This is a genomic window from Saccharopolyspora rosea (assembly GCF_025643595.1).
GTDB lineage: Bacteria > Actinomycetota > Actinomycetes > Mycobacteriales > Pseudonocardiaceae > Saccharopolyspora > Saccharopolyspora rosea.
In genome coordinates, this window is sequence record NZ_CP102826.1 from 192,164 (window position 1) to 217,515 (window position 25,352).

General features: G+C 72.4%; 20 protein-coding genes, 1 tRNA gene and 1 other RNA gene. 16 read left to right on the plus strand and 6 right to left on the minus strand.

Annotated features, from left to right (window positions below):
- Positions 1 to 56: 56 nt before the first annotated feature.
- Together NV263_RS00965 and NV263_RS00970 are read left to right on the plus strand one after the other, a co-directional pair.
- Positions 57 to 1,010 carry a pentapeptide repeat-containing protein gene (locus NV263_RS00965; protein ID WP_263250449.1) on the plus strand — a complete coding sequence of 318 codons (954 nt, stop codon included), beginning with the start codon at positions 57 to 59 and terminating at the stop codon, positions 1,008 to 1,010.
- Positions 1,011 to 1,453: 443 nt separating this feature from the next.
- Positions 1,454 to 3,244 (plus strand): endonuclease/exonuclease/phosphatase family protein, encoded by a 1,791-nt coding sequence (locus tag NV263_RS00970; RefSeq protein WP_263250450.1) that lies wholly within the window; start codon positions 1,454 to 1,456, stop codon positions 3,242 to 3,244.
- Positions 3,245 to 3,305: 61 nt separating this feature from the next.
- On the opposite strand, the gene NV263_RS00975 is transcribed toward NV263_RS00970, so the two are convergent.
- Positions 3,306 to 3,391: transfer RNA gene (locus tag NV263_RS00975), tRNA-Ser, on the minus strand.
- A gap of 1,314 nt (positions 3,392 to 4,705) precedes the next feature.
- Between NV263_RS00975 and ffs the strand changes: the two genes are divergently transcribed.
- Both ffs and NV263_RS00985 read left to right on the plus strand, forming a co-directional pair.
- Positions 4,706 to 4,800: signal recognition particle sRNA small type (ffs, locus tag NV263_RS00980), an RNA gene on the plus strand.
- 71 nt (positions 4,801 to 4,871) lie between these two features.
- A complete protein-coding gene (locus tag NV263_RS00985) occupies positions 4,872 to 7,016 on the plus strand; it encodes a DNA polymerase III subunit gamma and tau (RefSeq protein ID WP_263250451.1) in 2,145 nt (714 codons plus the stop codon).
- Positions 7,017 to 7,080: 64 nt separating this feature from the next.
- Here NV263_RS00985 and NV263_RS00990 read toward each other — a convergent pair whose 3' ends face one another.
- On the minus strand, positions 7,081 to 8,898 hold the full coding sequence (locus tag NV263_RS00990; RefSeq protein WP_263250452.1) for an alpha/beta hydrolase family protein: 1,818 nt from the start codon (positions 8,896 to 8,898) through the stop codon (positions 7,081 to 7,083).
- Positions 8,899 to 9,055: 157 nt separating this feature from the next.
- Here NV263_RS00990 and NV263_RS00995 point away from each other — a divergent pair, with 157 nt between their 5' ends.
- From NV263_RS00995 to NV263_RS01035, 9 genes are all read left to right on the plus strand, one after another.
- Positions 9,056 to 9,388 (plus strand): YbaB/EbfC family nucleoid-associated protein, encoded by a 333-nt coding sequence (locus NV263_RS00995; protein WP_263253982.1) that lies wholly within the window; start codon positions 9,056 to 9,058, stop codon positions 9,386 to 9,388.
- Positions 9,389 to 9,407: 19 nt separating this feature from the next.
- On the plus strand, positions 9,408 to 10,004 hold the full coding sequence (gene recR / locus NV263_RS01000) for a recombination mediator RecR (protein ID WP_263250453.1): 597 nt from the start codon (positions 9,408 to 9,410) through the stop codon (positions 10,002 to 10,004).
- Positions 10,001 to 10,549 (plus strand): uridine kinase family protein, encoded by a 549-nt coding sequence (locus NV263_RS01005; RefSeq protein ID WP_450104035.1) that lies wholly within the window; start codon positions 10,001 to 10,003, stop codon positions 10,547 to 10,549. Before recR ends, NV263_RS01005 begins: the two co-directional genes overlap by 4 nt.
- A gap of 208 nt (positions 10,550 to 10,757) precedes the next feature.
- A complete protein-coding gene (locus tag NV263_RS01010; RefSeq protein ID WP_263250454.1) occupies positions 10,758 to 12,413 on the plus strand; it encodes an ABC transporter substrate-binding protein in 1,656 nt (551 codons plus the stop codon).
- 54 nt (positions 12,414 to 12,467) lie between these two features.
- Complete coding sequence (locus NV263_RS01015; protein WP_263250455.1) at positions 12,468 to 13,478, plus strand: ABC transporter permease; 1,011 nt, start codon at positions 12,468 to 12,470, stop codon at positions 13,476 to 13,478.
- Between the two features lie 4 nt (positions 13,479 to 13,482).
- Complete coding sequence (locus NV263_RS01020) at positions 13,483 to 14,412, plus strand: ABC transporter permease (RefSeq protein ID WP_263250456.1); 930 nt, start codon at positions 13,483 to 13,485, stop codon at positions 14,410 to 14,412.
- A gap of 11 nt (positions 14,413 to 14,423) precedes the next feature.
- A complete protein-coding gene (locus NV263_RS01025; RefSeq protein WP_263250457.1) occupies positions 14,424 to 15,443 on the plus strand; it encodes an ABC transporter ATP-binding protein in 1,020 nt (339 codons plus the stop codon).
- Positions 15,436 to 16,494 carry an ABC transporter ATP-binding protein gene (locus NV263_RS01030; RefSeq protein WP_263250458.1) on the plus strand — a complete coding sequence of 353 codons (1,059 nt, stop codon included), beginning with the start codon at positions 15,436 to 15,438 and terminating at the stop codon, positions 16,492 to 16,494. The genes NV263_RS01025 and NV263_RS01030 overlap by 8 nt, the downstream gene beginning before the upstream one ends.
- A 48-nt stretch (positions 16,495 to 16,542) precedes the next feature.
- Positions 16,543 to 16,725: a hypothetical protein gene (locus NV263_RS01035; RefSeq protein WP_263250459.1), complete on the plus strand. Its 183-nt coding sequence runs from the start codon at positions 16,543 to 16,545 to the stop codon at positions 16,723 to 16,725.
- Here the strand turns inward: NV263_RS01035 and NV263_RS01040 are convergent, their stop codons facing one another.
- Complete coding sequence (locus NV263_RS01040; RefSeq protein ID WP_263250460.1) at positions 16,726 to 18,360, minus strand: alpha-amylase family protein; 1,635 nt, start codon at positions 18,358 to 18,360, stop codon at positions 16,726 to 16,728.
- A gap of 20 nt (positions 18,361 to 18,380) precedes the next feature.
- Positions 18,381 to 18,515 carry a hypothetical protein gene (locus NV263_RS01045; protein WP_263250461.1) on the minus strand — a complete coding sequence of 45 codons (135 nt, stop codon included), beginning with the start codon at positions 18,513 to 18,515 and terminating at the stop codon, positions 18,381 to 18,383.
- A 540-nt stretch (positions 18,516 to 19,055) separates the two neighbouring features.
- On the opposite strand from NV263_RS01045, the gene NV263_RS01050 reads away from it, so the two are divergent.
- On the plus strand, positions 19,056 to 19,703 hold the full coding sequence (locus tag NV263_RS01050) for a DedA family protein (RefSeq protein ID WP_263250462.1): 648 nt from the start codon (positions 19,056 to 19,058) through the stop codon (positions 19,701 to 19,703).
- 87 nt (positions 19,704 to 19,790) lie between these two features.
- Here the strand turns inward: NV263_RS01050 and leuA are convergent, their stop codons facing one another.
- Positions 19,791 to 21,608: a 2-isopropylmalate synthase gene (leuA, locus tag NV263_RS01055; RefSeq protein WP_263250463.1), complete on the minus strand. Its 1,818-nt coding sequence runs from the start codon at positions 21,606 to 21,608 to the stop codon at positions 19,791 to 19,793.
- 262 nt (positions 21,609 to 21,870) lie between these two features.
- Here leuA and NV263_RS01060 point away from each other — a divergent pair, with 262 nt between their 5' ends.
- Complete coding sequence (locus NV263_RS01060) at positions 21,871 to 22,200, plus strand: hypothetical protein (RefSeq protein WP_380758135.1); 330 nt, start codon at positions 21,871 to 21,873, stop codon at positions 22,198 to 22,200.
- Positions 22,201 to 22,322: 122 nt separating this feature from the next.
- The gene (locus NV263_RS01065) at positions 22,323 to 24,203 is read left to right on the plus strand and encodes an FUSC family protein (RefSeq protein ID WP_263250465.1); all 1,881 of its coding nucleotides are present in this window, start codon (positions 22,323 to 22,325) and stop codon (positions 24,201 to 24,203) included.
- Here NV263_RS01065 and NV263_RS01070 read toward each other — a convergent pair.
- Positions 24,143 to 25,303 (minus strand): aminotransferase class V-fold PLP-dependent enzyme, encoded by a 1,161-nt coding sequence (locus tag NV263_RS01070; RefSeq protein WP_263250466.1) that lies wholly within the window; start codon positions 25,301 to 25,303, stop codon positions 24,143 to 24,145. The two genes, NV263_RS01065 and NV263_RS01070, sit on opposite strands and share 61 nt — an antisense overlap.
- Positions 25,304 to 25,352 lie beyond the last annotated feature (49 nt).

Sequence of the window (25,352 nt, forward strand, 5' to 3'; positions counted from 1 at the left end):
CTTTTCAGGGGATTCGCGCAGACCCCTCGGCGGGCGTGATGCCACCATGATCGGTCATGGGGAAGGGCTCCCGGACCGGGAACGTGTTGAGCAATCGGGCGATCGGGATCGGGGCGGTCGTCGTCGTGGTCGTCACGGTCGGGTCGATGGGGCTGCTGCTGTTCCTGCTGCGCGGCGCGGAGCCGCAGGTGCTGCTCGAAGTCGTCCGGACGTCGACCAGCATCGGCGCCGGGACCGGAGGAGGCGCGGCGCTGTGGCTGGCCGCGCGCAAGCAGCGGTCGACCGAACTGGACCTGGCGCAGAAGGGCCACGACGCGACCGAGACGCAGGTGACCGACCTGTACGGCAAGGCCGCCGAGCAGCTGGGCAACGACAAGGCCCCGGTGCGGCTGGCCGGGATCTACGCCCTGGAGCGGCTCGCGAACGGCCATCCGGCGCACCGGCACACCATCGTCGACCTGATCTGCGCCTACCTGCGGATGCCCTTCGACCCGGCCGACGACCCGCAGGAGCGGGAAGTCCGGCAGGTCGCGCAGAACGTGCTGATCTCGCACCTGCGCGCGGACGCCGAGTCGTTCTGGCCGGACATCGTGCTCAACCTGGCCGGGGCCACGCTGTCCACGTTCACCTGCACGCGGTGCCGGGTGCGGTCGGCGACGTTCGCCGGAGCCGAGTTCGTCGGTCCGGCCGTGTTCCGGGGGACCGAGTTCGCCGAGCACGCCGACTTCCGCAACGTGCGGTTCACCGGGCTCGGCGACTTCCGGCGCGTCACCTTCGGCGGCGAGGGCGTGACCTTCCGCGGGGCCAGGTTCGAGGGCGAGGTGGACTTCGGCACGCACACCGAGGCGGCCCTCACCGGAGCGCTCGTCGCCGGGACGAACGGTGTCCGGCGGAAGTGGCCCGCGCACTGGGACGAACAGCCCGCGACCGAACATCCCGGTTGGTGCGCGCTGGTTTTCACGGGCGGTTCCGGAGAAGGTGGAACCGGCGGCGAGCCGGTGGCGTCATAACCACCGAACGCAACCAGGGAGGAACGACCATGTGCCAGTGCGAGGTCATGAACGGCGGAAGCGCAGTGCGGTCGACGCGGGTGCTCGGGGCGCGCGCGATCTCCTCCGGTTCGGTTCTGGCGCATTCCACGCGCGGCTAGGCGGTCATGCGGGACGCCGGACCGGTCCGGTGGCCCGCGCGAAACCCCGGTCTCCCGCTCGGTGCCGTCCGCGATCACGGCGGCCAGGAGCCACCGGTGGAGTCCGGTGCGGCTGGGCGGTCGCGCCCCGTCGGGAGGTGTCCCAGCCGTCGAGACCGCTGGGACGGTGCTGTCGGCCGTCCGGCGCAACGCCGGAACCCGTGGCGGCGACCCGGTTTCGAGTTGTCGCCGAATTCAGCCGCCTCGGTGCGGTCGTGCACTAGGTTCCGCGGGGAGCACGGCCCACCACCGAGGAGAAATCCAGTGCGCAGGACGTCGTTGCTGGCCGCCACCGGTGCGCTGCTGCTGTCGGCAGCACCGGCCGCGGCAGCGCAACCGCAGGTCCGGATCCACGACATACAGGGCACGACCCGGGTCTCGCCGCTCGTCGGCAAGCACGTCGCCGACGTGCCCGGCGTGGTGACCGGCGTGCGCGCCTCCGGGGCGTCGCGCGGATTCTGGTTCCAGGACCCGAATCCGGACAACGATCCGCGGACGAGCGAGGGCCTTTTCGTCTACACCGGCGACAAGGACCCGGCCGTCGCGGTCGGCGACGCGGTGACCGTCAGCGGTGTGGTGTCCGAGTACTACCCGCTGTCGTCCGGCGAGACTCCGGAAACCACCGCGAACCAGTCGGTGACCGAACTGACCGGTGCGTCGTGGCAGGTCACCGGCAAGGGCAGCGTGCCGGCCGAGGAGATCGGCCCGGACACCGTGCCGCAGGCGTACGCCGCGCCGGACGGCAACATCGAGAAGACGCAGCTGGATCCCGCCCGCTACGCCCTGGACTACTTCGAGTCCCGGGAAGGCATGGTGCTGCGGGTCGACGACGCGCGCGTCGTCGGGCCCACCGACACCCACCGCTCCCTGTGGGTCACCACCAAGCCCGAGCAGAACCGCAACCCGCGCGGCGGCACGACCTACACCGGGTACGCCGACGCGAACAGCGGGCGGCTCAAGGTCGAATCGCTGGCCGGCGGCGACTTCCCGGCCGCCGACGTCGGGGACCGGTTGCGGGGCGGCACCGAAGGCCCGCTGGACTACAGCTCGTACGGCGGATACGTCCTGGAAGCGAACGCGCTCGGGCAGCACGTCCCCGGCGGGCTGAAGCCCGAGACCACGCGCAAGCAGGCCGACGGCGAACTCTCCGTCGCCACCTACAACGTCGAGAACCTGGCCCCCTCCAACGATCCCGCGAAGTTCCAGCGCCTCGCCGAGGGCGTCGTGCGCGGACTCGCGGCGCCGGACATCGTGGCCGTCGAGGAAGTCCAGGACAACAGCGGTCCCGAGGACGACGGTGTCGTCGACGCCTCGCAGACGCTGACCAAGCTCACCGACGCGATCGCCGCCGCGGGCGGACCGCACTACCAGTGGCGGCAGATCAACCCGCAGAACGACGCCGACGGCGGGCAACCCGGCGGCAACATCCGCGTCGCCTTCCTGTTCAACCCGAACCGGGTGTCCTTTATGGACAAACCGGGCGGGGACGCCACGACCCCGGTGCGCCCGGTCGCCGACGGCGGCCACGCCGCGCTGAGCACCTCGCCCGGCCGGATCGCTCCCACCGACGACGCGTGGAAGGACAGCCGCAAACCGCTGGTCGGCCAGTTCGAGTTCCGCGGAGCGCCGGTGTTCGTGGTGGCCGACCACTTCGCCTCCAAGGGCGGCGACCAGCCGATGCACGGCCGGTTCCAGCCACCCACCCGCTCCTCGGAGGAGCAGCGCACCGCGCAGTCCCGGCTGGTGCGCGGCTTCGTCGACGACCTGCGCCGCGTCGACGGCGGTGCCCGCGCGGTCGTGCTGGGAGACCTCAACGACTTCGGCTTCTCCCCGGCGCTGGCCCCGCTGACCGACGGCGGTGCGCTGACCGACCTGGCGACCACCCTGCCGCCGGCCGAGCGCTACAGCTACGTCTACGAGGGCAACTCCCAGCAGCTCGACCACACGCTGGTCACCCCGGGGGTCCGCGCCGACTACGACATCGTCCACCTCAACGCCGAATTCCACGACCAGACCAGCGACCACGACCCGCAGGTCACCCGCATCCAGCCCTGACGACGACCCGCTGACAACGATCGAGGCCCCGAACACCTGGTGTCCGGGGCCTCGTCCTCGGCGGAGGATACGGGATTCGAACCCGTGAGGGCTGTTAACCCAACACGATTTCCAATCGTGCGCCTTAGGCCGCTCGGCCAATCCTCCGCGCAGAAGCGTACCAGGGGGGTAGTTGACCAGCGGCTATGGGGTGTGACCTGCGCCGACGGTCCAGCGGCGGGTGGTGTCGTGGGCTTGCGCAACACTGCCGGCTTCGCGCCCGACTGGCACCTTGAGCAGCGGGGCAAACGCCCGGCTTCGTCCGTCGTCGGGGCCCGGTTCACCGGACGTGGCGCGATCAACCGGTCGCTTCCGGAAACGACCGGCTGGGCTTGTGGCGATGCTCGCGCGGTCGCTCGCGGTATGGGTGGGCACTCGGTTGAACTCGCCGGGCGGGTTGACGACCGGACATCGTCGACGGTGGTCGAACGCCCAGCGGCGTGCGCGGTGGGGTAGGCGGGTGCCGTCGGTGTTCGCCTTCCCTTCGTAGGCGGGCCGGGCGAGAAGTCGGCCGCCGGGTGTCGGCGTTTTCCGCGAGAACACTTCGTGGGATTCCGGGTTCGCGAGAATGGGGCGGGCCGTCCGAAGGGAGGCGGTTTTCGTGATCGTCGATTTTCGTTGTCCGGCCATTTCTCGGGGTGCGGGCCTCGCACGAGGCTGCGAGGCCCGCGATCAACCACGACGCCGTTGGAGGCCGTTCGGTGCCCGCCTAACTGCGCGTTCCACGCGCATCCGCGTTCCGGCCTTCAAGGTGGTCGATCTTGAAGTAGTACGTTCCGGCCGGGGTGCCTTCCCACGTGTGTCCCGTAGCGGGGGCGACGCTGCCGCTGTCGTTGATCAGGAATTCCCTGGCCCCGTGGTCCTCGTCGGGGGCGAAGTTGACCTGCCGTTACAGGTGTAGCGTCATTTTCTGCGGGACGTTGGTGGGATGGTCCACGGAACCGCCGGTAACGGTGATGTTCACGTTTCCAGGGCTGTCCCAGTATTGTGACGAGAACTCTTCTCCCGCGCCGGTCATTTGCCATCCCAAGGCCGTCGGTTTGGACAAGGTTCCTCCCAGTTGTCCCCAGTGCGCCCAAACGATCGGACCTGGCATTTGCCGGATCCGCCAGTCATGTTTACCGGGTTCCGGAAGGGGTTGGGAAGATAATGGTGGACGATCACTCGAATTGCGCAGAAGGACACCTGGGCGGCCTAGTTGTGGGCATTTCGCGGGTCGTCCTGGCGTGGCGTCGGGTTCGCGGCATTCAACTGCGCTCCCGGCCGCGCTCGCGCGTCGACGGTGCCGTCGGGCTGTCTCCGGGCGTCCACGGCGTGCCGGCGGTGGCGAGTGGAACGCCGGGAGCGGGCGTCCGGCACTCCGCGGCCGCCCTCGTGACGGGGGTGCTTTGCCGGGGGCGGTGGGGGGCGGGTTACACTGTCCGTGGACCTCGTGCGGCGTCCATCCTGTGAACTCCCCCAGGGCCGGAAGGCAGCAAGGGTAAGCGGGCTCTGGCGGGTGCGCGGGGTCCCCTTACTTTTCCGGGGCTCCTCCCGTCGTCGGGAGGAGCCGTCCGGGTTGTCAGTCGCACCGCGTAGGGTTTCGACCGTGGCGCTCGCCCTCTACCGCAAGTACCGGCCCGCGACCTTCGGCGAGGTCGTCGGGCAGGAACACGTGACCGAGCCGCTGCGCACCGCGTTGTCGGCCGGGCGGATCAACCACGCGTACCTGTTCTCCGGGCCGCGCGGGTGCGGCAAGACGTCCAGCGCGCGGATCCTCGCCCGGTCGCTGAACTGCGACCAGGGGCCCACCGCCGATCCGTGCGGTGAGTGCGACTCGTGCATCGCGCTGGCGCCCGAGGGCGGCGGCAGCGTCGACGTCGTCGAGCTCGACGCGGCCAGCCACGGCGGTGTGGACGACACGCGCGAGCTGCGGGACCGGGCCTTCTTCGCGCCCGCGCAGTCGCGGTACCGGATCTTCATCATCGACGAGGCCCACATGGTCACCACGCAGGGCTTCAACGCCCTGCTGAAGATCGTCGAGGAACCGCCCGAGCACCTCATCTTCGTCTTCGCCACGACCGAGCCGGACAAGGTGCTCACCACCATCCGGTCGCGGACCCACCACTACCCGTTCCGGCTGATGCCGCCCGGTGTCATGCGGGACCTGCTCGAACGGATCTGCCGCGAGGAGGGCGTCACCGTCGAGCCGGCGGTGTACCCGCTGGTCATCCGGGCCGGAGGCGGGTCCGCTCGGGACACGTTGAGCGTGCTCGACCAGTTGCTCGCCGGGGCCACCGACCGGGGTGTCACCTACGAGCGCGCGGTCGCGCTGCTCGGCGTCACCGACGTCGCGCTCATCGACGACATGGTCGACGCGCTGGCCGCCGGGGACGCCGCCGCCGTCTACGCCACCGTCGACCGGCTCGTCGAAGCCGGGCACGACCCGCGGCGGTTCGCCTCCGACCTGCTCGACCGGTTGCGCGACCTGGTGCTGCTGCACTCCGTGCCCGACGCGCCGCAGCGCGGGCTCGTCGAAGCCGACGGGGACGAGCTCACCCGGATGCAGAACCAGGCCGAACAGCTCGGCGCCGCGACGCTGTCCCGGTTCGCCGAGATCGTGCACACCGGTCTGTCCGAGATGCGCGGGGCCACCGCGCCCCGCCTGCTGCTCGAACTGCTCTGCGCGCGCATGTTGCTGCCCGCGGTGTCCGACTCCGAGACCGCGCTGCTGCAACGGCTCGAACGCGTCGAGCGCCGGATGACCATCGCGCCCGGTGAGGCCCCGGCCGCCGCCGCTGCGCCCGCCGCCGAACCCGACGCCGAGGCGCGGGACGCCGAGGCGCGGCCGCGCCGCGTCTTCCAGCGACCGCACGAGCGGGCCGCGCAGTCGCAGGCCGCGGCTCCGGAGACACCGCCGGCGGCCGAGCCCCAGCAGCCGACCGAGCCCGCTCCGCAGCCGCCGCCGAAGGCGGCCGAACCGCCCGCGGCGCGCGACGTCCCGGCTGCCCCGGCGGCTCGGAGCGCGACCCGGGAGGCACCGGCGGCGAGCGCCGAGCCGTCGTCCGGCGGCGAAGCCGCATCCGGCGGCGGGTACGACGCCGCCGCGGTGCGGCGGGTGTGGACCGAGCTGCTGCGGGCGGTCGCGGAGCGGAACCGGCCGACGCAGGCGCTGCTGCTCAACGCCACCGTCCAGGACCTCACCGACGGTGCGCTCGTGCTGTCGATGCCGACGGCCGGGCTGGTCAAGCAGCTCAACCAGGAGCGCCGGTTGGGCTTCGTGCGGGACGCGCTGGGGGAGGTGCTCGGCGGCGAGTGGGACATCCACTGCGTCGAGGCCGGGGCCGCGCCGCCCGCCGCGAGCAAGCCGCCGCCGAAGCAGCCGCCGCAGCGGCGCGAGCAGCGGCCCGAGACGCCCCGCGGCGGGGCGGCGAACGGGCAGGCCCCCGAAACCGGGCAGGCCAACCCGTCCGCGCGGACCGCGCAGCAGCGGGCCTCGGTGCCGCGCACCCCGGAGCCCGACGACATCCCGCCCCCGCCGGAGCCGCCGGACGAGGAGCCACCGCCGCCGGACGACGTGCCGCCCGCGCCCGAACCGCCCAAGCCGCCGGAGCCGGACGACGAGGAGGACCCGGAGGCGCTGCTCGCCGATTCGTCCCCAGTGGACGGTTCGGGCGCGCAGGTCCGGGATCCGGACGCCGCGGCCGTGGAACTCCTGGAACGCGAGCTGGGAGCCCGCCGCATCGACGGCTGAGACCTGTCTTCGAACTCGTTTTGCGAGGCGGTACCGGTGGCGGAACCTCAAGACTGAGGAACCGTCAACCGGCCAAGTGGCGGCGCAGGAACGTGAGCGCTCTGGGGTAGGCGTCGAGCCGGTTCGCGCGCTTGGCGAGGCCGTGGCCCTCGTCCGGGTAGACGCGGAGTTCGCACTCCAGGCCCTTGGCGCGGACGGCCGACGCGATCTGCTCGGCCTCGGACAGCGGGACGCGCGGATCGTTGGCGCCGTGCAGGACGAACAGCGGAGCCGAGATCGCCGAGGCGCGCGACAGCGGGGACGCCTCGCGCAGGAAGTCGGCGTCGGCGGTGAGCGAGCCGTACTCCCGCTCGCGGTGCGTGCGGCGGTAGGCGGCGGTGTTCTCCAGGAACGTCAGCAGCGACGAGATGCCCACGATGTCGACGCCCGCCGCCCACCGCTCGGGTTGGAACGCCAGCCCGGCCAGCACCATGTACCCGCCGTACGAGCCGCCCCACAGCGCCGCGCGGCGGGGGTCCAGGCCGAGCGCGGGCAGCCAGTCGTGCAGATCGGCGAGGTCGGCGACGGCCTCCAGCCGGTTGCGCCCGTCGTCGGCGGAGTACCAGCGCTTGCCGTAGCCCGTCGAGCCGCGCACGTTCGGCACCAGGACCGCGTGGCCCTGCGCCACGAGCGCCTGCGCGATCGGGCTGAACGAGCGCACCGACTGGCTCTCCGGTCCACCGTGGACGATCAGCACCGCTGACCCGGCCGTCTCCGGGGAGGGCGCGGGCGGTGCGTAGACGAAGCACGGGATCCGCTCGCCGTCGCGGGTCGGCACCCGGTGCGTCGTCGGTGCCACCGGGAGGTCGGCGCCCAGCTGCGCGGTGGAGTCGGTGAGCGGGCGCGCTTCTCCCGTCGCGACGTCGACCAGCAGCGCATCGCCGGGCACCGCCGGTCCGCTGAACGACAGCGCCACCGACCGCGAGTCGGGCGACCACACCGGTGCCGGCAGCGGGTACCCGCACCAGCCGTCGGCGGGCAGCCGCACCCCGCGCAGCCGTTCGCCGCTCGCGGCGTCGTGCAGCGCCAGGCGGCTGGTGCCGTCGTCGTTGGTGTGCACCAGCAGCGTGCGACCGTCCGGGGACAGCCAGCCGCTGAGGTCGTGGTCCGCGGAGGTCACCAGCCACGTGCGTTCGCCGGTGCGCGGGTCGAGCCGGGCGATGCCCGTGCGGTCCCGACCGGAGTTCGTGGTGACCACCAGCCCGGAGTCGTCGGGGAGCCAGCCGAGGTGGGTGTGCCGGGCCGGGTCGGCCGGATCGGTCAGCGCCACCACGTGCTCGGCCTCGGTCGCGGGCATCGTGTCGACCAGCAGCACCCGGTCCGACAGCGGCGGTACCGCGGGCACGGTCAGCGCCGCGTAGCGGCTGTCCGGGGAGACGGCCACGTCCAGGACCATGCCGCCCCCGTCGTAGACGACCCGTTCCTCGCCGGTGACGACGCTGCGGATCACCACGTCGAAGTCCACGCCGTTGCGGCGGTTGGTCGAGTAGACGATGCGGTCCGGCAGCACGTCCAGCAGCCGGTGCACGTGGTCCGGGTCGCGGACCAGCGGCTCCAGGTCGTCCAGCGCGGCGGGTGCCGACCGGGGCAGGCGCAGCAGCGAGAGCTGGCCGCGTTCGTCGCCGTCGGTGTCGTGCTGGACGACCGCCGCCCGCTCCCCGGGCACGTACCGGCCGGTCACCGCGCCGGGCAGCGCGGTCAGCGGGGTGGCGGTGCCGTCGGCGAGCTCCACCAGCTGCACCGAGCCGGACTCGTCGGAGCCCGCCAGCACCCGTCCCGCCCCGTCCGCGTCGAAGGCCCGCCACGAAGCCAGTTCGAGCAACCGCACGATGTCCAGCGCCATGCGATCACCCTGTCACGTCGTCCCCGCCGGGCCCAGGGGCAGCCGAGGGGCACGACTAGGCTGGGAGGGGTACCCGGAAGGGCGCAACGCGCTGGCTCGCGCCAGCGGACAGTCCGGAACGAGGAGGACCACGGTGCAACCTGGTGGCCAGCCGAACATGCAGCAGATCATGGAACAGGCGCAGAAGATGCAGCAGCAGCTGATGACTGCGCAGCAGGAGCTCGCCGCCGCCGAGGTCACCGGGAGTGCCGGCGGTGGACTGGTGACCGCGGTCGTCAGCGGTGCGGGCGAGCTGAAGTCGATGTCCATCGACCCCCAGGCCGTCGACCCGGAGGACACCGACACGCTCTCCGATCTGGTCGTCGCGGCCGTGCGGGACGCCAACCGGGCCGCGCAGGAGCTCCAGGCGGAGAAGATGGGCCCGCTGGCCGGTGCGCTCGGCGGGGCGGGCGGCCCCGACCTGGGCGGGCTGGGCCTGCCGGGCATGTGAGGGCTGAAGCGAGCACGACGTGTATGAAGGTCCTGTCCAGGATTTGATCGACGAGCTCGGCAGGCTGCCGGGCATCGGTCCCAAGAGCGCGCAGCGCATCGCCTTCCACCTGCTCGCCGCCGAGCCGGCGGACGTGACCCGGCTGCAGGAGGCGCTGCAGAAGGTCAAGGAAGGCGTGGTGTTCTGCGAGGTCTGCGGCAACGTCTCGGAGGAGACGACGTGCCGGATCTGCCGGGACGCCCGGCGCGACCCGACGCTGGTGTGCGTCGTCGAGGAACCCAAGGACGTGCTGGCGATCGAGCGCACCCGCGAGTTCCGGGGGCGCTACCACGTGCTCGGCGGGGCGCTCGACCCGCTGTCCGGGGTGGGCCCGGACCAGCTGCGGGTGCGCGAGCTGCTGGCCCGCATCGGTCGGGACGAGATCACCGAGGTGATCATCGCGACCGACCCGAACACCGAGGGCGAGGCGACCGCCACCTACCTGGTGCGCATGTTGCGCGACTTCCCGGGCCTGAACGTCACGCGGCTGGCGTCCGGCCTGCCGATGGGCGGGGACCTGGAGTTCGCCGACGAACTGACGCTCGGCCGGGCGCTGTCCGGCCGCCGGGCGGTGTGACGCCGCTGGTCGAGCGGATCCGCACCGCGCCGCCCAGGCTGGGCGCGGTGCGGGTGGTCGCCGTCGACGGGCCGTCGGGCTCGGGCAAGACGGTGTTCGCGCGGGAGCTGGCCGGCGCGCTGCGAGCATCCGGCTCGGACGTCGCCGTGGTGCCCACCGACGACTTCGCCATCTGGGACGAACCGGTGCAGTGGTGGCCGCGCCTGGTGTCCGGGGTGCTGGAGCCGCTGCGGCGCGGCGAACCCGGCCGCTACCGGCGGGTGGAGTGGCCGGACGGGGAGCCGGTGCCGGGGGAGTGGGTGACCGTCGACCCGCCGGAGGTCCTCGTGCTGGAGGGCGTCTCGGCCGCGCGCCGGTCGGCCGCCGGATCGTTGTCCCTGGTGGTGTGGGTGGAGGTCCCGGACCCGGCGCTGCGGCTGGAGCGCGCGGTCGCGCGCGACGGGGAGAGCACGCGCCCCTTCCTGCGGCGCTGGCAGGAGTTCGAACGCGACTGGTTCGCCGCCGACGGCACCCGGTCCCGGGCGGACGTCCGCGTGCACCGGTGAGACCGCGCGGGTAGCCGAAGTGGACGAACCGGGTGATCGGGGCGGGTGAAACGCGGAGTCGCGAGGTCGTCCTAAGTAGCTGGATCGTAACTTCGAGTACTCCACCCGGGGCCGGTTGCGAGTTAGTCTCACGTCACTTTTGAGACCTGAGACACATCGAGGTGCTTCCATGGGCAGAGCTTCCTCGACACCGCGCCGGAAACCCCGGATGCGACGTCGTGTCCTCACCGCGGGAATCGCCCTGGCACTGGCCGCGCTTCCCACCGCATGCGCCCAGTCCCAGCGGGACAACGCCGAAGCGCAGGGCGGCACGTTCACCTTCGGAGCCGCCGGCGCACCGGACCTCTTCGACCCGTTCTACGCCTCCGACGGCGAAACCTTCCGCATCACCAGGCAGCTCATGGAGGGCCTCGTCGGGTTCAAGCCCGGCACCGCCGACGTCGAACCCCGGCTCGCGCAGAGCTGGCAGCACACCCCGGACGGCCGGACGTGGACGTTCCACCTCCGCCAGGGCGTGAAGTTCCACGACGGCACGGACTTCGACGCCGGCGCCGTGTGCGCCAACTTCCAGCGCTGGTACCACCAGACCGGCGCCGGGCAGAACAACGCGCTGTCCTACTACTGGATCGAGAACTTCGGCGGATTCGCCGACGGCAAGCAGCCGTCGCTGTTCCAGGGCTGCGACGCGCCCGACCCGGCCACCGCCGTGGTGCACCTGACCCGCTCGACGTCGAAGTTCCCCGACCTGCTCGCACTGCCGTCGTTCACCATGCAGTCGCCGACCGCGATGGACCGCTACCGGGCCGACGACGTGCGGGCGCAGGGCGACAGCTTCGTCTACTCCGACTACGCCCGGCAGCACCCGACGGGCACCGGGCCGTTCCGGTTCGTCTCCTACGACGAGGGCAACGGGACCGTCAAGCTCGCCCGCAACGACCAGTACTGGGGCCCGAAGGCCAAGGTGGGCGAGGTCGTGTTCCGGATCATCCCGGACGAGACCGTGCGCAAACAGGAGTTGGAGGCGGGCAGCATCGACGCCTACGACTACCCGAACCCCGCCGACCTCAAGGCGTTGCGGGAAGCCGGGGACGACGTCCGGGTGCGGCAGCCGTTCAACATCCTCTACCTGGGCTTCACGCAGAAGAACAACCCGGCGCTGCGCGACCTGCGGGTGCGCCAGGCGATCGCCTACGCCCTCGACCGGCAGACGCTGGTCAGGGCCAACATGCCGGAAGGTTCCCAGGTGGCCGACGAGTTCTACCCGAACACTGTGGACGGTTACGCCCCGGACGTGCGCAAGTACCCGCACGATCCGCAGCGGGCGCGGCAACTGCTGGCGGAGGCGGGCGCGTCGAACCTGACGGTCAACTTCTACTGGCCGACCGACGTCACGCGGCCGTACATGCCGGACCCGCAGGGCATCTTCAACGCGCTGGCCGAGAACCTGCGCCAGGTCGGCATCACCGTCAACCCGGTCAGCAAGCCGTGGAACGGCGGCTACACCGACGACGTCGACAACGCCAAGGCCGACCTGTTCCTGCTCGGCTGGACCGGCGACTACAACACGCCGGACAACTTCATCGGCACCTTCTTCGGCACCCCCACCAACCGCTTCTACACCGCGGCCTCGCCGTGGGGCCAGCAGCTCGCCGACCAGCTGCGGGCCGCCGACTCCGAACCGGACGCGACCAAGCGCGACGGGATGTACCAGGACATCAACCGGCAGCTGCTGTCGGACTACCTGCCCGCCGTGCCGCTGTCGCACTCGCCGCCGGCGATCGTGACGAGCCCCCGGGTCAAGGGCCTGGTGCCCTCGCCGCTGACCGCGGAGGAGTTCGCCTCCGTGAGCGTGTCCCGGAAGTAGGACCGCGCGGGTGCGCGCTTGCTCGCCGGTGGCGCGCTGAGGGAAGGGGGTTGCGTGCTCCGCTACACGGTCCGACGGCTGGCGCAGCTGGTGGTCGTCGTCGCGGTGCTGTCGATGCTGCTGTTCGCCTGGCTGCGCATGCTGCCCGGCGGACCGGTGTCGGCGCTGCTCGGCGACCGCGCCACCCCGCAGGCGCGGGCCAAGCTGGAGGCCGATCTCGGCCTGGACCAGCCGATCCCGGTGCAGTACTGGAAGTTCGTGCGGCGCGCGGTCACCGGCGACTTCGGCACCTCCACCGGCGTGCAGCGCGGCACCCCGGCGCTGGAGGTGTTCCTGACCCGGTTCCCCGCGACGATCGAGCTGTCGGTGCTGGCGTTGCTGATCGCGGTCGCGGTGGGCATCCCGCTGGGCTACCTGGCGGCCCGCAGGCGCGGTCGCTGGTTGGACAACCTGACCATCGGGTGGTCGCTGGTCGGGGTGGCCGTGCCGGTGTTCTTCCTGGCGTTCCTGCTGAAGTTCGTGTTCGCCGTCGAACTCGGCGTGCTGCCCGCGTCCGGCCGCCAGGACACCGGGATCGACGCCACGCACGTGACCGGCTTCTACATCCTCGACGGACTGCTGACCCGCGAGTGGGACGCGGCGTGGAACGCGTTCGTGCACCTGGTGCTGCCCGCGGTGGCGCTGTCCACGATCCCGTTCGCGGTGATCTTCCGGATCACCCGGGCGGCCGTGCTGGACGTGGTGGACGAGGACTACGTGCGCACCGCGCGGGCGAAGGGGTTGGCGGCGATGGTGATCCGGCGCCGCCACATCCTGCACAACGCCATGCTCCCGGTGGTCACCACGATCGGTCTGCAGACCGGAGCGCTGCTGGCCGGGGCGGTGCTGACCGAGCGGGTGTTCAACATCTCCGGCATCGGCCAGGCCGTCGCGCTCGGCTTCCAGCGCAAGGACTACCCGGTGCTGCAGGTCGTGGTGCTGGCCGCCGCCGGGGTGTACGTGCTGGTCAACCTGGTCGTGGATCTCTCGTACGCGCTGATCGACCCCCGACTGCGGACACGGTGAGGGCATGGTGGGCAACACTCGTCGCAGAGCGCGGATCGACGCGCTGGCCGAGGCGTCGGACGGCGGCGTGAGCCTGGCGGCGTCGGCGTGGCGGCGGCTGCGCCGCAGCCCGGTGTTCCTGATCGGCGCGTCGATCATCGTCGTGTTCGTGCTGCTGGCGCTGCTCGCCCCGGTGCTGGCGCCGCACGACCCGGCGCAGCGCCTGCTGGACGCCCAGGTGTCGCGGGCGGACAACACGATTCCGCCGCCGCAGCCCGGGTTCCCGCTCGGCGGCGACCAGTACGGGCGCGACCTGTTCTCCCGGCTGCTGCTGGGTTCCCAGCAGACGTTGCTGGTCGCCGTGCTGGCCACGGTGATCGGACTGGGCGGCGGGCTGGTGCTGGGCGTCCTGGCGGGCGCCTTCGCCGGGTGGGTGGACGCGGTGGTGATGCGGATCGTCGACGTCCTGCTGTCGATCCCGTCGCTGCTGCTGGCGGTGTCGATCGGCGCGCTGTTCGCGAACCAGACGCAGTTCACCGTGATCCTGGCGGTCGCGATCGTGCAGATCCCGATCTTCGGGCGGCTGCTGCGCGGCACCATGCTCGCCCAGCGGGCCAGCGACCACGTGCTCGCGGCGCGGGCGTTGGGCGTCAAGGAGCGGTCGGTGGTGTTCCGGCACATGCTGCCCAACGCGCTCGGCCCGGTGATCGTGCAAGCCACGCTGGGTCTCGCGGTGGCGATCATCGACGCGGCGGCGCTGTCGTTCCTCGGGCTCGGCGCGGCGGACGACTCGGTGCCGGAGTGGGGCCAGATGCTCGGCGGGGCGCAGAACGTCATCGACTCGCACCCGCAGCTGGCGTTCTGGCCCGCCGGGTGCATCGTCCTCGTCGCCCTCGGCTTCACGTTGGTGGGCGAGTCGCTGCGCGACGCCCTGGACCCGAAACAGCGGCGGTGACGGAGGCGCGCATGGCACTGCTGGAAGTCCGCGACCTGTCGGTGGTCTTCGCCCGCCGCGGCGAACCGCCGGTCACCGCGGTGGACGGGATCTCCTTCGACGTCGAACCCGGCCGCACGGTCGGGCTGGTCGGCGAGTCCGGCTGCGGCAAGTCCGTGACCTCGCTGGCGATCATGGGCCTGCTGCCGCCGCGCGGCGCCGAGGTGTCCGGGTCGGTCCGCTTCGACGGCACCGAGCTGCTGGGGCTGCCGCAGCGGGAACTGGACCAGCGCCGCGGCCGGGACCTGGGCATGGTGTTCCAGGACCCGTTGACCTCGTTGAACCCGGTGGTGCCGATCGGGTTGCAGGTCGCCGAGGTGATCGAACGGCACCGCGGGACGCGGCGCCGGGCGGCGATGTCCGAGGCCCGCGGGCTGCTGCGGCGCGTCGGCATCCCGGACCCCGACCGGCGGCTGAAGGAGTACCCGCACCAGCTGTCCGGCGGTATGCGGCAGCGCGCGCTGATCGCGATGGCGCTGGCCTGCCGCCCCCGGCTGCTCATCGCTGACGAGCCGACCACCGCGCTGGACGTGACGATCCAGGCGCAGATCCTGCGGTTGCTGGCCGCCCTGGTCGCGGAGACCGGCACCGCGCTGATCATGATCACGCACGACCTGGGCGTGGTGGCCGGGCTGTGCGACGAGGTCAACGTGCTGTACGCGGGCCGGGTGGTGGAACGGGCCGGTCGGCACGAGCTGTTCGCCCGCCCCCGGCACCCCTACACCGCCGGGCTGCTGTCCTCGATCCCGCGCCTGGACGTGCCGCGCGGGCAGCGCCTGACGCCGATCCGGGGCTCGGTGGCCGACAACATCCCGTGGGACGCGGGGTGCGCGTTCTGCCCGCGCTGCCCGAACGCGCTGGACGTGTGCGACCAGCGGCCGCCGGAACCGGGCGTCGACGGTGCCGGGCGGCTGCTGCGCTGCCACAACCCGGTGCGCCAGACGTCCCCCGTCCAGACCTCCCCCGACGAACGCAGGAGGCGTCATGGGTGAACCCGTTCCCGCCGCGGCCCCGGCGGTGGCGCAGCCCCTGGTCGAGGCCGAGGAACTCGCCGTGCACTTCCCGATCAAGCGGGGCGTGGTGTTCGACCGCACGGTCGGCCACGTGCGCGCGGTCGACGGCGTGTCGTTCCGGATCGGGCGCGGGGAGACCTACGGGCTGGTCGGCGAGTCCGGCTGCGGCAAGTCGACGCTGGGGCGGGCGGTGCTCCGGCTGGAGCGGCCCACGGCGGGCCGGGTCACCTTCGACGGCGTGGACCTGTCCGGCATGAAGGGCGAGCCGCTGCGCCGGATGCGCCGGCGCATGCAGATGGTGTTCCAGGACCCGCTGTCCTCCCTGGACCCGCGGCAGTCGGTCAGATCGCTGCTGGTGGAGGGCATGCGCGCGCACGGCCTCGACGACGGGGCCGAACAGCGGCGGCTGCGGGAACTGCTCGCGGCCGTCGGGCTGCCCACGACCGCGCTGCGCAAGTACCCGCACGAGTTCTCCGGCGGCCAGCGCCAGCGCATCGGCATCGCGCGGGCGCTGTCGGTCGGGCCGGACCTGGTGGTCGCCGACGAACCGGTGTCCGCGCTGGACGTCTCCGTGCAGGCCCAGGTGCTCAACCTGCTGGCGGACCTGCAGGCCGATTACCGGCTGACCTACCTGGTCATCGCGCACGACCTGGCGGTGGTCCGGCACATCGCCGACCGCGTCGGCGTGATGTACCTCGGCGGGATCGTGGAGGAGGCCGGGGCGGACGTGCTCTACGACGAGCCGCTGCACCCGTACTCGCGCGCGCTGCTGTCGGCCGTGCCGGTGCCGGACCCGGTGACCGAGGACGAGCGGGAGCAGATCCTGCTCTCCGGCGACCTGCCCTCACCCGCCGCGCCGCCGCGCGGCTGCCGCTTCCACACGCGGTGCCCGTGGCGGCAGGAGTCGCGCTGCGGCACCGAACGCCCGGCGCTGCGCGAGATCTCCCCGGGCCACCGCGTCGCCTGCCACTACGCCGAGGACATCCGCGACGGGCGGTTGCGACCGGCCGTCGCCTCGGCCCGATCGTGAAGATCGTCGTACGCTGCCGCACGCCGGCGACGACGAAACGGAGGAGCAGTGAGGTACAGCAGCGCAGCCCGATGCACTGCGTGCGAACACCGCGCGATCCTGGAGCGCAGGGTCGCCGATCGCCTGGTCGCGGAGTCGGGGCGGATCCTGGTCCGCTACGACTGCCCGGCGGGCTACGGCGTGCACGTCGCCAACCCCAACTTCGAACACCGCGGCAGCCGGGTGGTCTAGCTACTTCGGTGCGTGGTCCTGGGCCCAGGCGCAGATCGCGGCGACTTCGTCGGCGTGGCAGGGCAGGGTGTCGTCGGCGATGCCGACCACCGGGATGTGGCCCTCGCGCTCGACGTCGGCCGGGCGGTGCACGAAGCCCTTCTCGTGCACGCCGGTGCTGCCGGGCCCGGGAGTCCCCTCCGCGAGGTGGCCCGTGGTGCGCGCGTAGCGCGTCAGGACGCGGGGTTTGCGCAGGTCGCGGTCGGCGCCGAACCACTGCTGGCTGAGCGGGAACACCGCCGACAGCGCGTCCCACCAGCCCTCGGTGGCCAGCACCAGTCCCGGGTGGCGGCGCTGCAGCTCGGCGGCGAGCCGCCGGTAGCCGTCGACGACCTCGTGGCGCGGGTCGTTGAACCAGTAGCCCAGCGTGTCCAGGAACGCCGCGTCGACGCCGAAGTCCCGGACCGCCGCCGAGATCGACTCCACCAGGTGCTCCCGGAAGGTCGGCTCGCCCGGGTTGAGGAAGACCTGGTCGCCCTCGCCGACCCGGTCGCCGTCCCAGTCCGGCCGGTTGAGCAGTTCGGCGTACCGGTCGGTGTCGTTGCGCAGCACCGAGCGCTCCCACGACGGGTACTGCACGACGTTCACCCCGTGGCCGCCGAACATCGGCATCAGCCGGACGCCGAGCCGGTGCGCGGTGCTCGCCAGCGCGGCGAAGCCGTCCGCCCCACCGAGGTCGGGGCCGGGCCGGTACTGCGGGTACCGGTAGTAGTAGCGGCCCTCCCAGCCGGGCACGTAGGCGAGGACCGCCCGCGGGTCGATGTGCCGCGAGACGAACCGCAGCGCCTCGGCCATCTGCGCGAACGTGTTGAACACGTATCCCGTCCAGTGCTGCCCGTGCAGCGTCACGACCAGCGCGATGTCGCGCAGCCAGGCGGGCACGTCCGGGCGTTCCGACCACGGCACCAGGCCGTGGGCGCCCTCGACGAACGACAGGTGGTCGTCGAGGTCGGCGTCGGCGGTCCGCTCGGTGGCGCCCAGCCGCAGCCGGACCGGCGGCATCCGGTAGGTCGTCGAGCGCGCCGTCGCGCACGGCACGTGCACCAGTTCCACGATCGGCAGCGGTGCGTACGGCGGCTGGTGGACGTGCAGGATCTGCCTGCGGACCATCGGGTCGCGCACGCTGAGCACCACTTCGCCGTCACCGGCGGCGACCCACGGCGTCGCCCAGTCCGGCCCGGGGTACTCCAGCTGGAACCGCTGCCCGCGGACCCCGTGCGCCCAGCCGCGGCCGGTGTTCGGCGCCCACCACCCGGCGGCCAGCGCCGCCTCCGGCAGGCCGGTGAGCAGCAGCTTCACCGCCTTGATCGGCTCTTCGTGCCGGACGTTGACCACCCACTCCAGCACCCCGGAGTCGCGGCTGACCTCGACGTCGACCTCGCCGACGTCCACGGTCCGCTGCCGACCGAACAACGCGTACCCGTCGGCGTGCACGTGCACCCGGTCCGCCTCGCGCACCCGGGTCCGCTCGGCGTCGATGCCGTAGCCGTCGACCGTGGTGAAGACCTGCAGCGCCCACCGCACACCGGGGGCGCCGGGCACGGGGAAGTACGGGTCGCGGGGGTCGAAGCTGAGGTCGGTGTCGATGAGGGCCACGGTTCCGCCTCCGGGGGTCGCTACCGGGCCGTCGCGTGGTCCGCGGCCGTGTCCAGCAGGTGGGCGAGCGCGTCGGCCTCGTCCGGGGTGAGCACCGTGGTGTCCCCAGGAGGCAGCACCAGCGCCACGCGGTCGCCCACGACGAGGACCGTCACGGTCCGATCATTCGCGTCCGGCGCGGAGCACGGTATCCGCCAACGGAGCTGTTCGGTCGGGTCCTCGGTCGGCCACATGTCCACCTCGCACGGCTGCGGTCCCGGCCGACTGAACCCCGCCCGGGGGCGGGCTTCAAGCTCGCTCGCTCGATCAGGTGGAATATGCCGGTTCCTGCTTGCGCGTTCGCCGGATCGAAGGAGAGCGACCGGGCCCCCGACGTGCCCCCGTCGCTTCCGGCCGCCCTCCTCGCCGACCCCCAGAGGTGTCGCGCCGAGCCATCCCGCATGCCGCGACACTGCGAGTCTGCGTGCCGGGAGGAATTCGCACTACCGTCTTTGGTCGGGTGGGTTTCCGACGTTCGCGATCCGGCTCGCGCGGCGGTGACCAGCGCGGACGGGGCAAAGCGGGTGCCCGGAGGTGTCCGGTCTCACGCGAAGCCCGTCATCCGGCACGTCGGTCGGCTCACCCATCCGTACCCTGGCCGGTACCGGGACGGCACAACGCCGGGCCGACGCGAGGTCGAACAGGGCGAAGTGAGCATGATTGAGTGGTTGCAGACGATCCCCGCCGGAGTGATCTACCTGGTGGTCGGGCTGATCATCGGGTTGGAGAGTGTGGGGATCCCGCTCCCCGGCGAGATCATGCTCGTCAGCGCGGGAGTGGCGGCCTCGCAGGACATCGTCAACCCGATCGCGCTGGGCTGCGTCGCCGCGTTCGGCGCGATCGTCGGCGATTCGATCGGCTACGCCATCGGCCGCCGCTACGGGCGGGCGCTGCTGGCCTGGCTGGGTCGCAAGATGCCCAAGCACTTCGGTCCCAAGCCGGTCGGGGAGGCGGAGAAGGCGTTCGACCGCTGGGGCGCGTGGGCGGTGTTCGGCGGCCGGTTCGTGGCGCTGCTGCGCATCCTGGCCGGACCGCTGGCGGGCATCCTCGGCATGCCCTACCCGAAGTTCCTGATCGCCAACGCCACGGGCGGCATCGTCTGGGCCGGTGTGGTGACCACCGTGGCCTACGTGTTCGGCCTGGTCGCCGAGGCGTGGATCCACCGGTTCTCGTGGCTGGCGCTGATCGTCACCGTGCTCATCGGCGGGCTGATCGTCTACGTGGTCAAGCGCCGCGCCCGCAAGTCGGCCGCCGCCGAAGAAGCGGCCGCGGCCGAGTCGGAGACCGAGACCCCGGTGCGCTGAGGCGTTCGTCCGCGCCGTGCGTGGCGGTGCCGGCCGCTGCGGTTCAGCCGCCGGCACCGCCCGCACGACGAGTCGGAAGGGGCGGGTTCAGCGGTTCGCGCGGTTGACCGCGGATACGACCGCGCGCAGCGACGCGGTCACGGTGGAGGTGTCGATGCCGACGCCCCAGAACACCTCCTCGCCGACCGCGCACTCCAGGTACGCGGCGGCGCGGGCGTCGTCACCGGCGGTCATCGCGTGCTCGTTGTAGTCCAGCACCCGCACGTCGTAGCCGATGCTGCTCAGCGCGTCGACGAACGCCGAAACCGGCCCGTTGCCGACGCCGGTGATCTGCTGCTCCTCGCCGTCGACGACGACCGCGGCGGTGATGCGCTCGGCGCCGTCCTCGCCGTCGACCCGCTGGCGCACCAGTTTCAGCGGCGCGGTGGCCTCCAGGTACTCGCGGGAGAAGGTGTCCCACATCAGCGCCGGGCTGACCTCGCCGCCCTCGCCGTCGGTGTGGGTCTGCACGACCTTGGAGAACTCGATCTGCAGCTTGCGCGGCAGGTCCAGCTGGTGCTCGGTCTTCATCACGTAGGCCACGCCGCCCTTGCCGGACTGCGAGTTGACCCGGATGACCGCCTCGTAGGTGCGTCCCACGTCCTTCGGGTCGATCGGCAGGTACGGGACCTCCCACGGGTGCTCGTCCACCGGCGTCCCGGCCCGCTCGGCTTCCCGGCGCAGCGCGTCCAGGCCCTTGTTGATGGCGTCCTGGTGGCTGCCGGAGAACGCGGTGTACACCAGCTCGCCGCCCCACGGGTGGCGTTCGTGCACCGGCAGCTGGTTGCAGTGCTCGACGGTCCGCTTGATGTGGTCGATGTCGGAGAAGTCGATCTGCGGGTCGATGCCCTGGCTGAACAGGTTCATGCCCAGCGCCACCAGGTCGACGTTGCCGGTGCGCTCGCCGTTGCCGAACAGGCAGCCCTCGATGCGGTCGGCACCGGCCTGGTAGCCCAGCTCGGCGGCGGCGATGCCGGTGCCCCGGTCGTTGTGCGGGTGCAGCGAGAGGATCACCGAGTCGCGCCGGGACAGGTTGCGGTGCATCCACTCGATGGAGTCGGCGTAGACGTTCGGCGTGGCCATCTCCACGGTGGCGGGCAGGTTCAGGATCACCGGGCGCTCCGGAGTGGGCTGCCAGATCTCGGTGACCGCGTCGCAGACCTCGGCCGCGTAGGACAGCTCGGTGCCGGTGTAGGACTCCGGCGAGTACTGGAACCGGAAGTCGGTGTCCGGGTACTTGCCCGCGTACTCCAGGGCCATCTCGGCGCCCAGCTTGGCGATCTTCTTGATGCCCTCGCGCTCCTCGCGGAACACCACGCGGCGCTGCAGGATCGACGTCGAGTTGTAGATGTGCACGACCGCCCGCGGCGCGCCTTCCAGGGCGGCGAAGGTGCGCTCGATCAGCTCCGGGCGGCACTGGGTGAGCACCTGGATGCGCACGTCCTCGGGGATCGCGCCGTCCTCGATGATCTCGCGCACGAAGTCGAAGTCGGTCTGGCTGGCGGCGGGGAAGCCGACCTCGATCTCCTTGAAGCCCATCCCGACCAGCAGCTCGAACATGCGCCGCTTGCGGGCCGGGGACATCGGGTCGATCAGCGCCTGGTTGCCGTCGCGCAGGTCCACGGCGCACCACAGCGGGGCGCGGGTGATCCGGTTGTCCGGCCAGGTGCGGTCGGGCAGCGAGACGTCCTCCACCAGCTCGTGGAACGGGCGGTAGCGGTGGAACGGCATGGAGCTGCCGCGCTGCGGGTTCCACGGCGCCTGGTCGGCCGGGGCGGGACGGGAGGGCGTGCGGACCCTGCCGCGCTCACCGCGCGCGGAGCCTTCGGGGTTGGACGGGGCCTGGGATTCGGGGGAATTGCTCATCGCGAGTGCTTTCTCTCCTGCTCGGTACCGGTGGTTGACGACCGGCGCGTTCGAACCCCGCGACGAGGGGCCGGTCTAACTGACCCCGTCGCGGCGGCGAAGCAGGAGAACGCGAGCCACGAGGCCCAGGCTAACCGCACCGACCGCCCGGGATGCAAGCGCCCTTCCCACATGGCGGGAGCATCCGCTGCTACCAGCTGGTAGTTCTGCGGCCGATCTCGTGCCACACTTGACGTTCGTGACCGAAGAAGCCGGCGGTTCCATGACGGGCGCGCACCGGCGCCGTTCGTTCGACGTGCGCCGTGCCCGCGCCCGGGTGGTGGGCACGCTCACCGCGGTGGTGCGTTGGGTCGGCACGCTGTTCGCGGCGCTGCTCGCCGTGCACGTGGTGCTGACGGTCGGCGGAGCGAACCCGGACAACGGGATCACGCGTTTCGTGGCCCGCTGGGCGGAACCGCTCGCGCTGGGTTTCCAGGACCTGTTCACCCCGGCCGACCCGAAGCTCGCGGTGCTGGTGAACTACGGCATCGCGGCGCTGTTCTGGCTGTTCGCCACGTCGCTGGCCACCCGCGTGCTGCGGGCGCTGATGTGATCGACCCCAAGGTGTGACGCCGACGGCGAACGGCGGTTCCTCGCGCGTGGGCGGGTGACACTGGACGGCGAGTCCAGCCGCTCGGCGTGGAGCGCGACCCCCTGCTGCGAAGGGATGTGCGCGTGACCGCCGGAACCCCGTTCTTCCCCGCCTGGCTGCGGCGCATGCTGCGGCCCGCGTCGCTGCCCGCCGACTGGACGCGGGTGTGCGCGGCGGCGGTCGGCGTCGGTGCGCCGCAGGTGGTGGGCCTGCTCACCGGGCGCACCGAGGAGGCGGTGCTCGCGTCGGTGGGCGCGCTGTGCGTCAGCTTCTCGGACCTGACGACGTCCTACCGGCACCGGCTGCGCAGGGTCGGGTTGACCGCGGTGCTCGGCACGGCCGGGTTCGCCGTCGGCGCGGCCACCACGGGTGCCCCGGCGGCGGCCGTGGTCGTCGCCGTCGCGGTGCTGTCCGTGCTCGCCAGCGCGATGGGCGACCTGTGGGCCGCGGCGGGCGCGCAGCTGCTGACGTTCTGCATCGTGGCGACCGGCCAGCGCTCCGGCGCGCTGTCCGTCGGCGAGCACGTGCTGTGGTTCGCCTGCGGCGCGTCGCTGGTGGTGGCGATGGTCGCCGCGACCTGGCCGTTCCGGCGCGCGACCCCGGCGCGCCGCGCGGTGGCGGCCGTGTTCACCGAGATCGTCCGCATGGTCACCGCCACCGGCACCGCCGAGGCGACCGCGTCGCGCCGGGAGCTCACCCGGGCGCTGAACGACGCGCACGACCTGCTGGTCGACGGAGCGGCGGTGTCCCGCAGCCGCGTGCACGACCGGCTCTACCTGGTGCACGCGCGCACCACTCCGATCGTCGAGGCATCGGTCGCCCTGGTGCACGCCGGAATCCGCCCGCCGAACCGCGCGCTCGACGCGTTGCGCTCGTTGGCGCGGTGCATGCGCACCGGTGCGGTGCCGGACCGGTACGACCCGGGCGACGACGATTCGGCCCTGGTCCGCGCGCTGGACCGCGGGATCGCCGAGCTGGTCACCGCGTTCCGGCGCGCGAAGCTGCCCGCCGCGTCGCCGCGCCAGCGCAGCGGATTCCGCTTCGCCGTCGGCCGGCGCACGTGGATCCTCGCGTTGCGCATGGCGTTGTGCCTCGCCGCCGCGGAGTGCGTCGGCCTGGTGGCCGGTCTCGACCGCGGGTACTGGGTGGCGTTGACCGTCGCGCTGGTGCTCAAGCCGAACTCGGGCTCGGTGTTCGCGCGGACGGTGCTGCGCGGCGTCGGCACGGTGCTCGGCGTGCTGGTCGCACTGGCGATCCTGTCGGCGGTGCCCGGCGGCTGGTGGACGCTGCCGTTCGTCGTCGCGCTGGCGGCCGAACTGCCGGTGGCGTTGAGCCGCCACTACGGGCTGTTCACCGCGGTCGTCACGACCCTGGTGCTGTTGCAGACCGAGGGGCACGGCGTTCCGACGGCGCGGTTGGTCGATTCGCTGGTCGGCTGCGCGATCGTGCTGCTCGTCGGCTTCCTGCTCCGCCCGCTCAGCCGCGGCCCGGCGCTGCCGGTGCAGTTCGCCGACGCCGTGGACGAGGTGGCCGAGTACGTGTCGCTGTCCCTGGCGGGCAGGCACGGCCGTTCGGCGCAGCGCCGCCGCACCTACCGGCGGCTGGCCGACCTGCGCGCGGCCCTGCAGCAGCACCTGGTCGACCCGGCTGCGGCGCGCGGTGCGGAGCACTGGTGGCCGACCGCCGCGCTGCTGGAGCGCCTCGTCGACGCCGCGACCGAACGCGCTCTCGCGACCGCCGAGCACGACCTGCAGCACGCCCAACGACTGGTCTCCGCGCTGCACGCCACCAGCAGGCGGCTGCGCGGTCCGTCCCCCTCGCCGACCGCGTTCCACGACGAGCTGACGTCGGTCTACAGTGGACTGAACAGGGCCTCGTCCCCGGACCTGGCCGGAAGTGCCGGTCACGCCACCGCGTGCAGGACGTCGTGCAGTTGGTCGGTGGCCTCCCAGACGTCGACGTAGCGCAGCCACGACGGCGCGAAGCTGCACCGCAGCACGTCGGGTTCGGCGTGCTCGACCAGCACGCCGCGGTTGGACAGCTCGTCGGCGACGCGCTGCGCCAGCGGGTGCCGCAGGTTCACCTCGGCGCCGTGCGGGCGGCCGTCCGGCGGTGCCACCGCCTCGATGCACGCGTCCGCGCAGTTCTCCCGCAGCCGCCGCAGGAACAGGTCGACCAGGCCCGCCGTCTTGGCCGCCAGCGCGGCCGGGCTCACACCGTCCAAGATGGACAGACCGGTGCGCAGTTCGGACAGCGCCAGCCCCGAAGCCGGTTCGGCGAACCCGCCGGACAGCGGGTGCAGCACGCCCGCCGCGTCGCACCCGCTGTCGCGCGAGCCGTTGCGGTGCCGTTCGGCGACGAAGCAGTACGCCGGTGCGCCGGCACCGCCGCCGAGGTAGCGGTACCCGCAGCCGAGGGCGAAGTCGGCCTCCCAGGCGTGCAGGTCCACGTCCAGCGCACCGGCCGACCCGCTCAGGTCCCACAGCGCCAGGGCGCCGGCCCGGTGGATCCGCTCGGTGATCCCGCCCGCGTCGCGCACCGCGCCGGAGAACCGGTCGGTGTGCGACAGCGCCACCACCGCCACCTCGTCGGCGGGCAGATCCGCCAGCTGCTCCACGCCGTCGAACAGCCACAGCCGGCGCCCGGCGAACTCGGCGGCGGAGCGGGCGACGTAGTGGTCGGTGAGGAAGCAGTCCCGGCCCACCGCGAGCACCGGCCGGTCCGGGCGCAGCCGGGCCGCCGCGATCAACGCCTTGAACAGCGGCGTCGACGTCGACTCGGCGATGTTGAGCTCCCCGGGCGCGGCGCCGACCAGCGGCGCCAGCGCGGCCGCCGCCGACCGGGCCTCCCGGCGCCAGTCGGCGTCGCTGCGCGGCCGCGCCGAACGCAGGTCCCAGCGGTGTTCGACGAACCGGCGCAGTCGCGCCGTCGTCCGCGGGTGCGGACCGCCGCTGCGGCCGTCGAGCCGGATCAGCCCGGGTGGGAGGTTGTAGTGGGCGCGCAGTCCCGCGAGTTCGTCAGCGCTGTCGAGCGCTTCCGCCGCAGGTCTCGTACTCGTCCACACGAGTGAAGTCTTACCCCATGAATCCACGGAACGTAACTGCCCAAGGATA

What these genes read in the sequence shown, in the direction of transcription:
- NV263_RS01020 (WP_263250456.1), top strand. Translation starts at nt 13,483, where the DNA reads ATGGTGGGCAACACTCGTCGCAGAGCGCGGATCGACGCGCTGGCCGAG.
- leuA (WP_263250463.1), bottom strand. Translation starts at nt 21,608, where the DNA reads ATGAGCAATTCCCCCGAATCCCAGGCCCCGTCCAACCCCGAAGGCTCC.
- NV263_RS00990 (WP_263250452.1), bottom strand. Translation starts at nt 8,898, where the DNA reads ATGGCGCTGGACATCGTGCGGTTGCTCGAACTGGCTTCGTGGCGGGCC.
- NV263_RS01050 (WP_263250462.1), top strand. Translation starts at nt 19,056, where the DNA reads ATGATTGAGTGGTTGCAGACGATCCCCGCCGGAGTGATCTACCTGGTG.
- NV263_RS00995 (WP_263253982.1), top strand. Translation starts at nt 9,056, where the DNA reads ATGCAGCAGATCATGGAACAGGCGCAGAAGATGCAGCAGCAGCTGATG.
- NV263_RS00965 (WP_263250449.1), top strand. Translation starts at nt 57, where the DNA reads ATGGGGAAGGGCTCCCGGACCGGGAACGTGTTGAGCAATCGGGCGATC.
- NV263_RS01025 (WP_263250457.1), top strand. Translation starts at nt 14,424, where the DNA reads ATGGCACTGCTGGAAGTCCGCGACCTGTCGGTGGTCTTCGCCCGCCGC.
- NV263_RS01060 (WP_380758135.1), top strand. Translation starts at nt 21,871, where the DNA reads ATGACGGGCGCGCACCGGCGCCGTTCGTTCGACGTGCGCCGTGCCCGC.
- NV263_RS01010 (WP_263250454.1), top strand. Translation starts at nt 10,758, where the DNA reads ATGCGACGTCGTGTCCTCACCGCGGGAATCGCCCTGGCACTGGCCGCG.
- NV263_RS01030 (WP_263250458.1), top strand. Translation starts at nt 15,436, where the DNA reads ATGGGTGAACCCGTTCCCGCCGCGGCCCCGGCGGTGGCGCAGCCCCTG.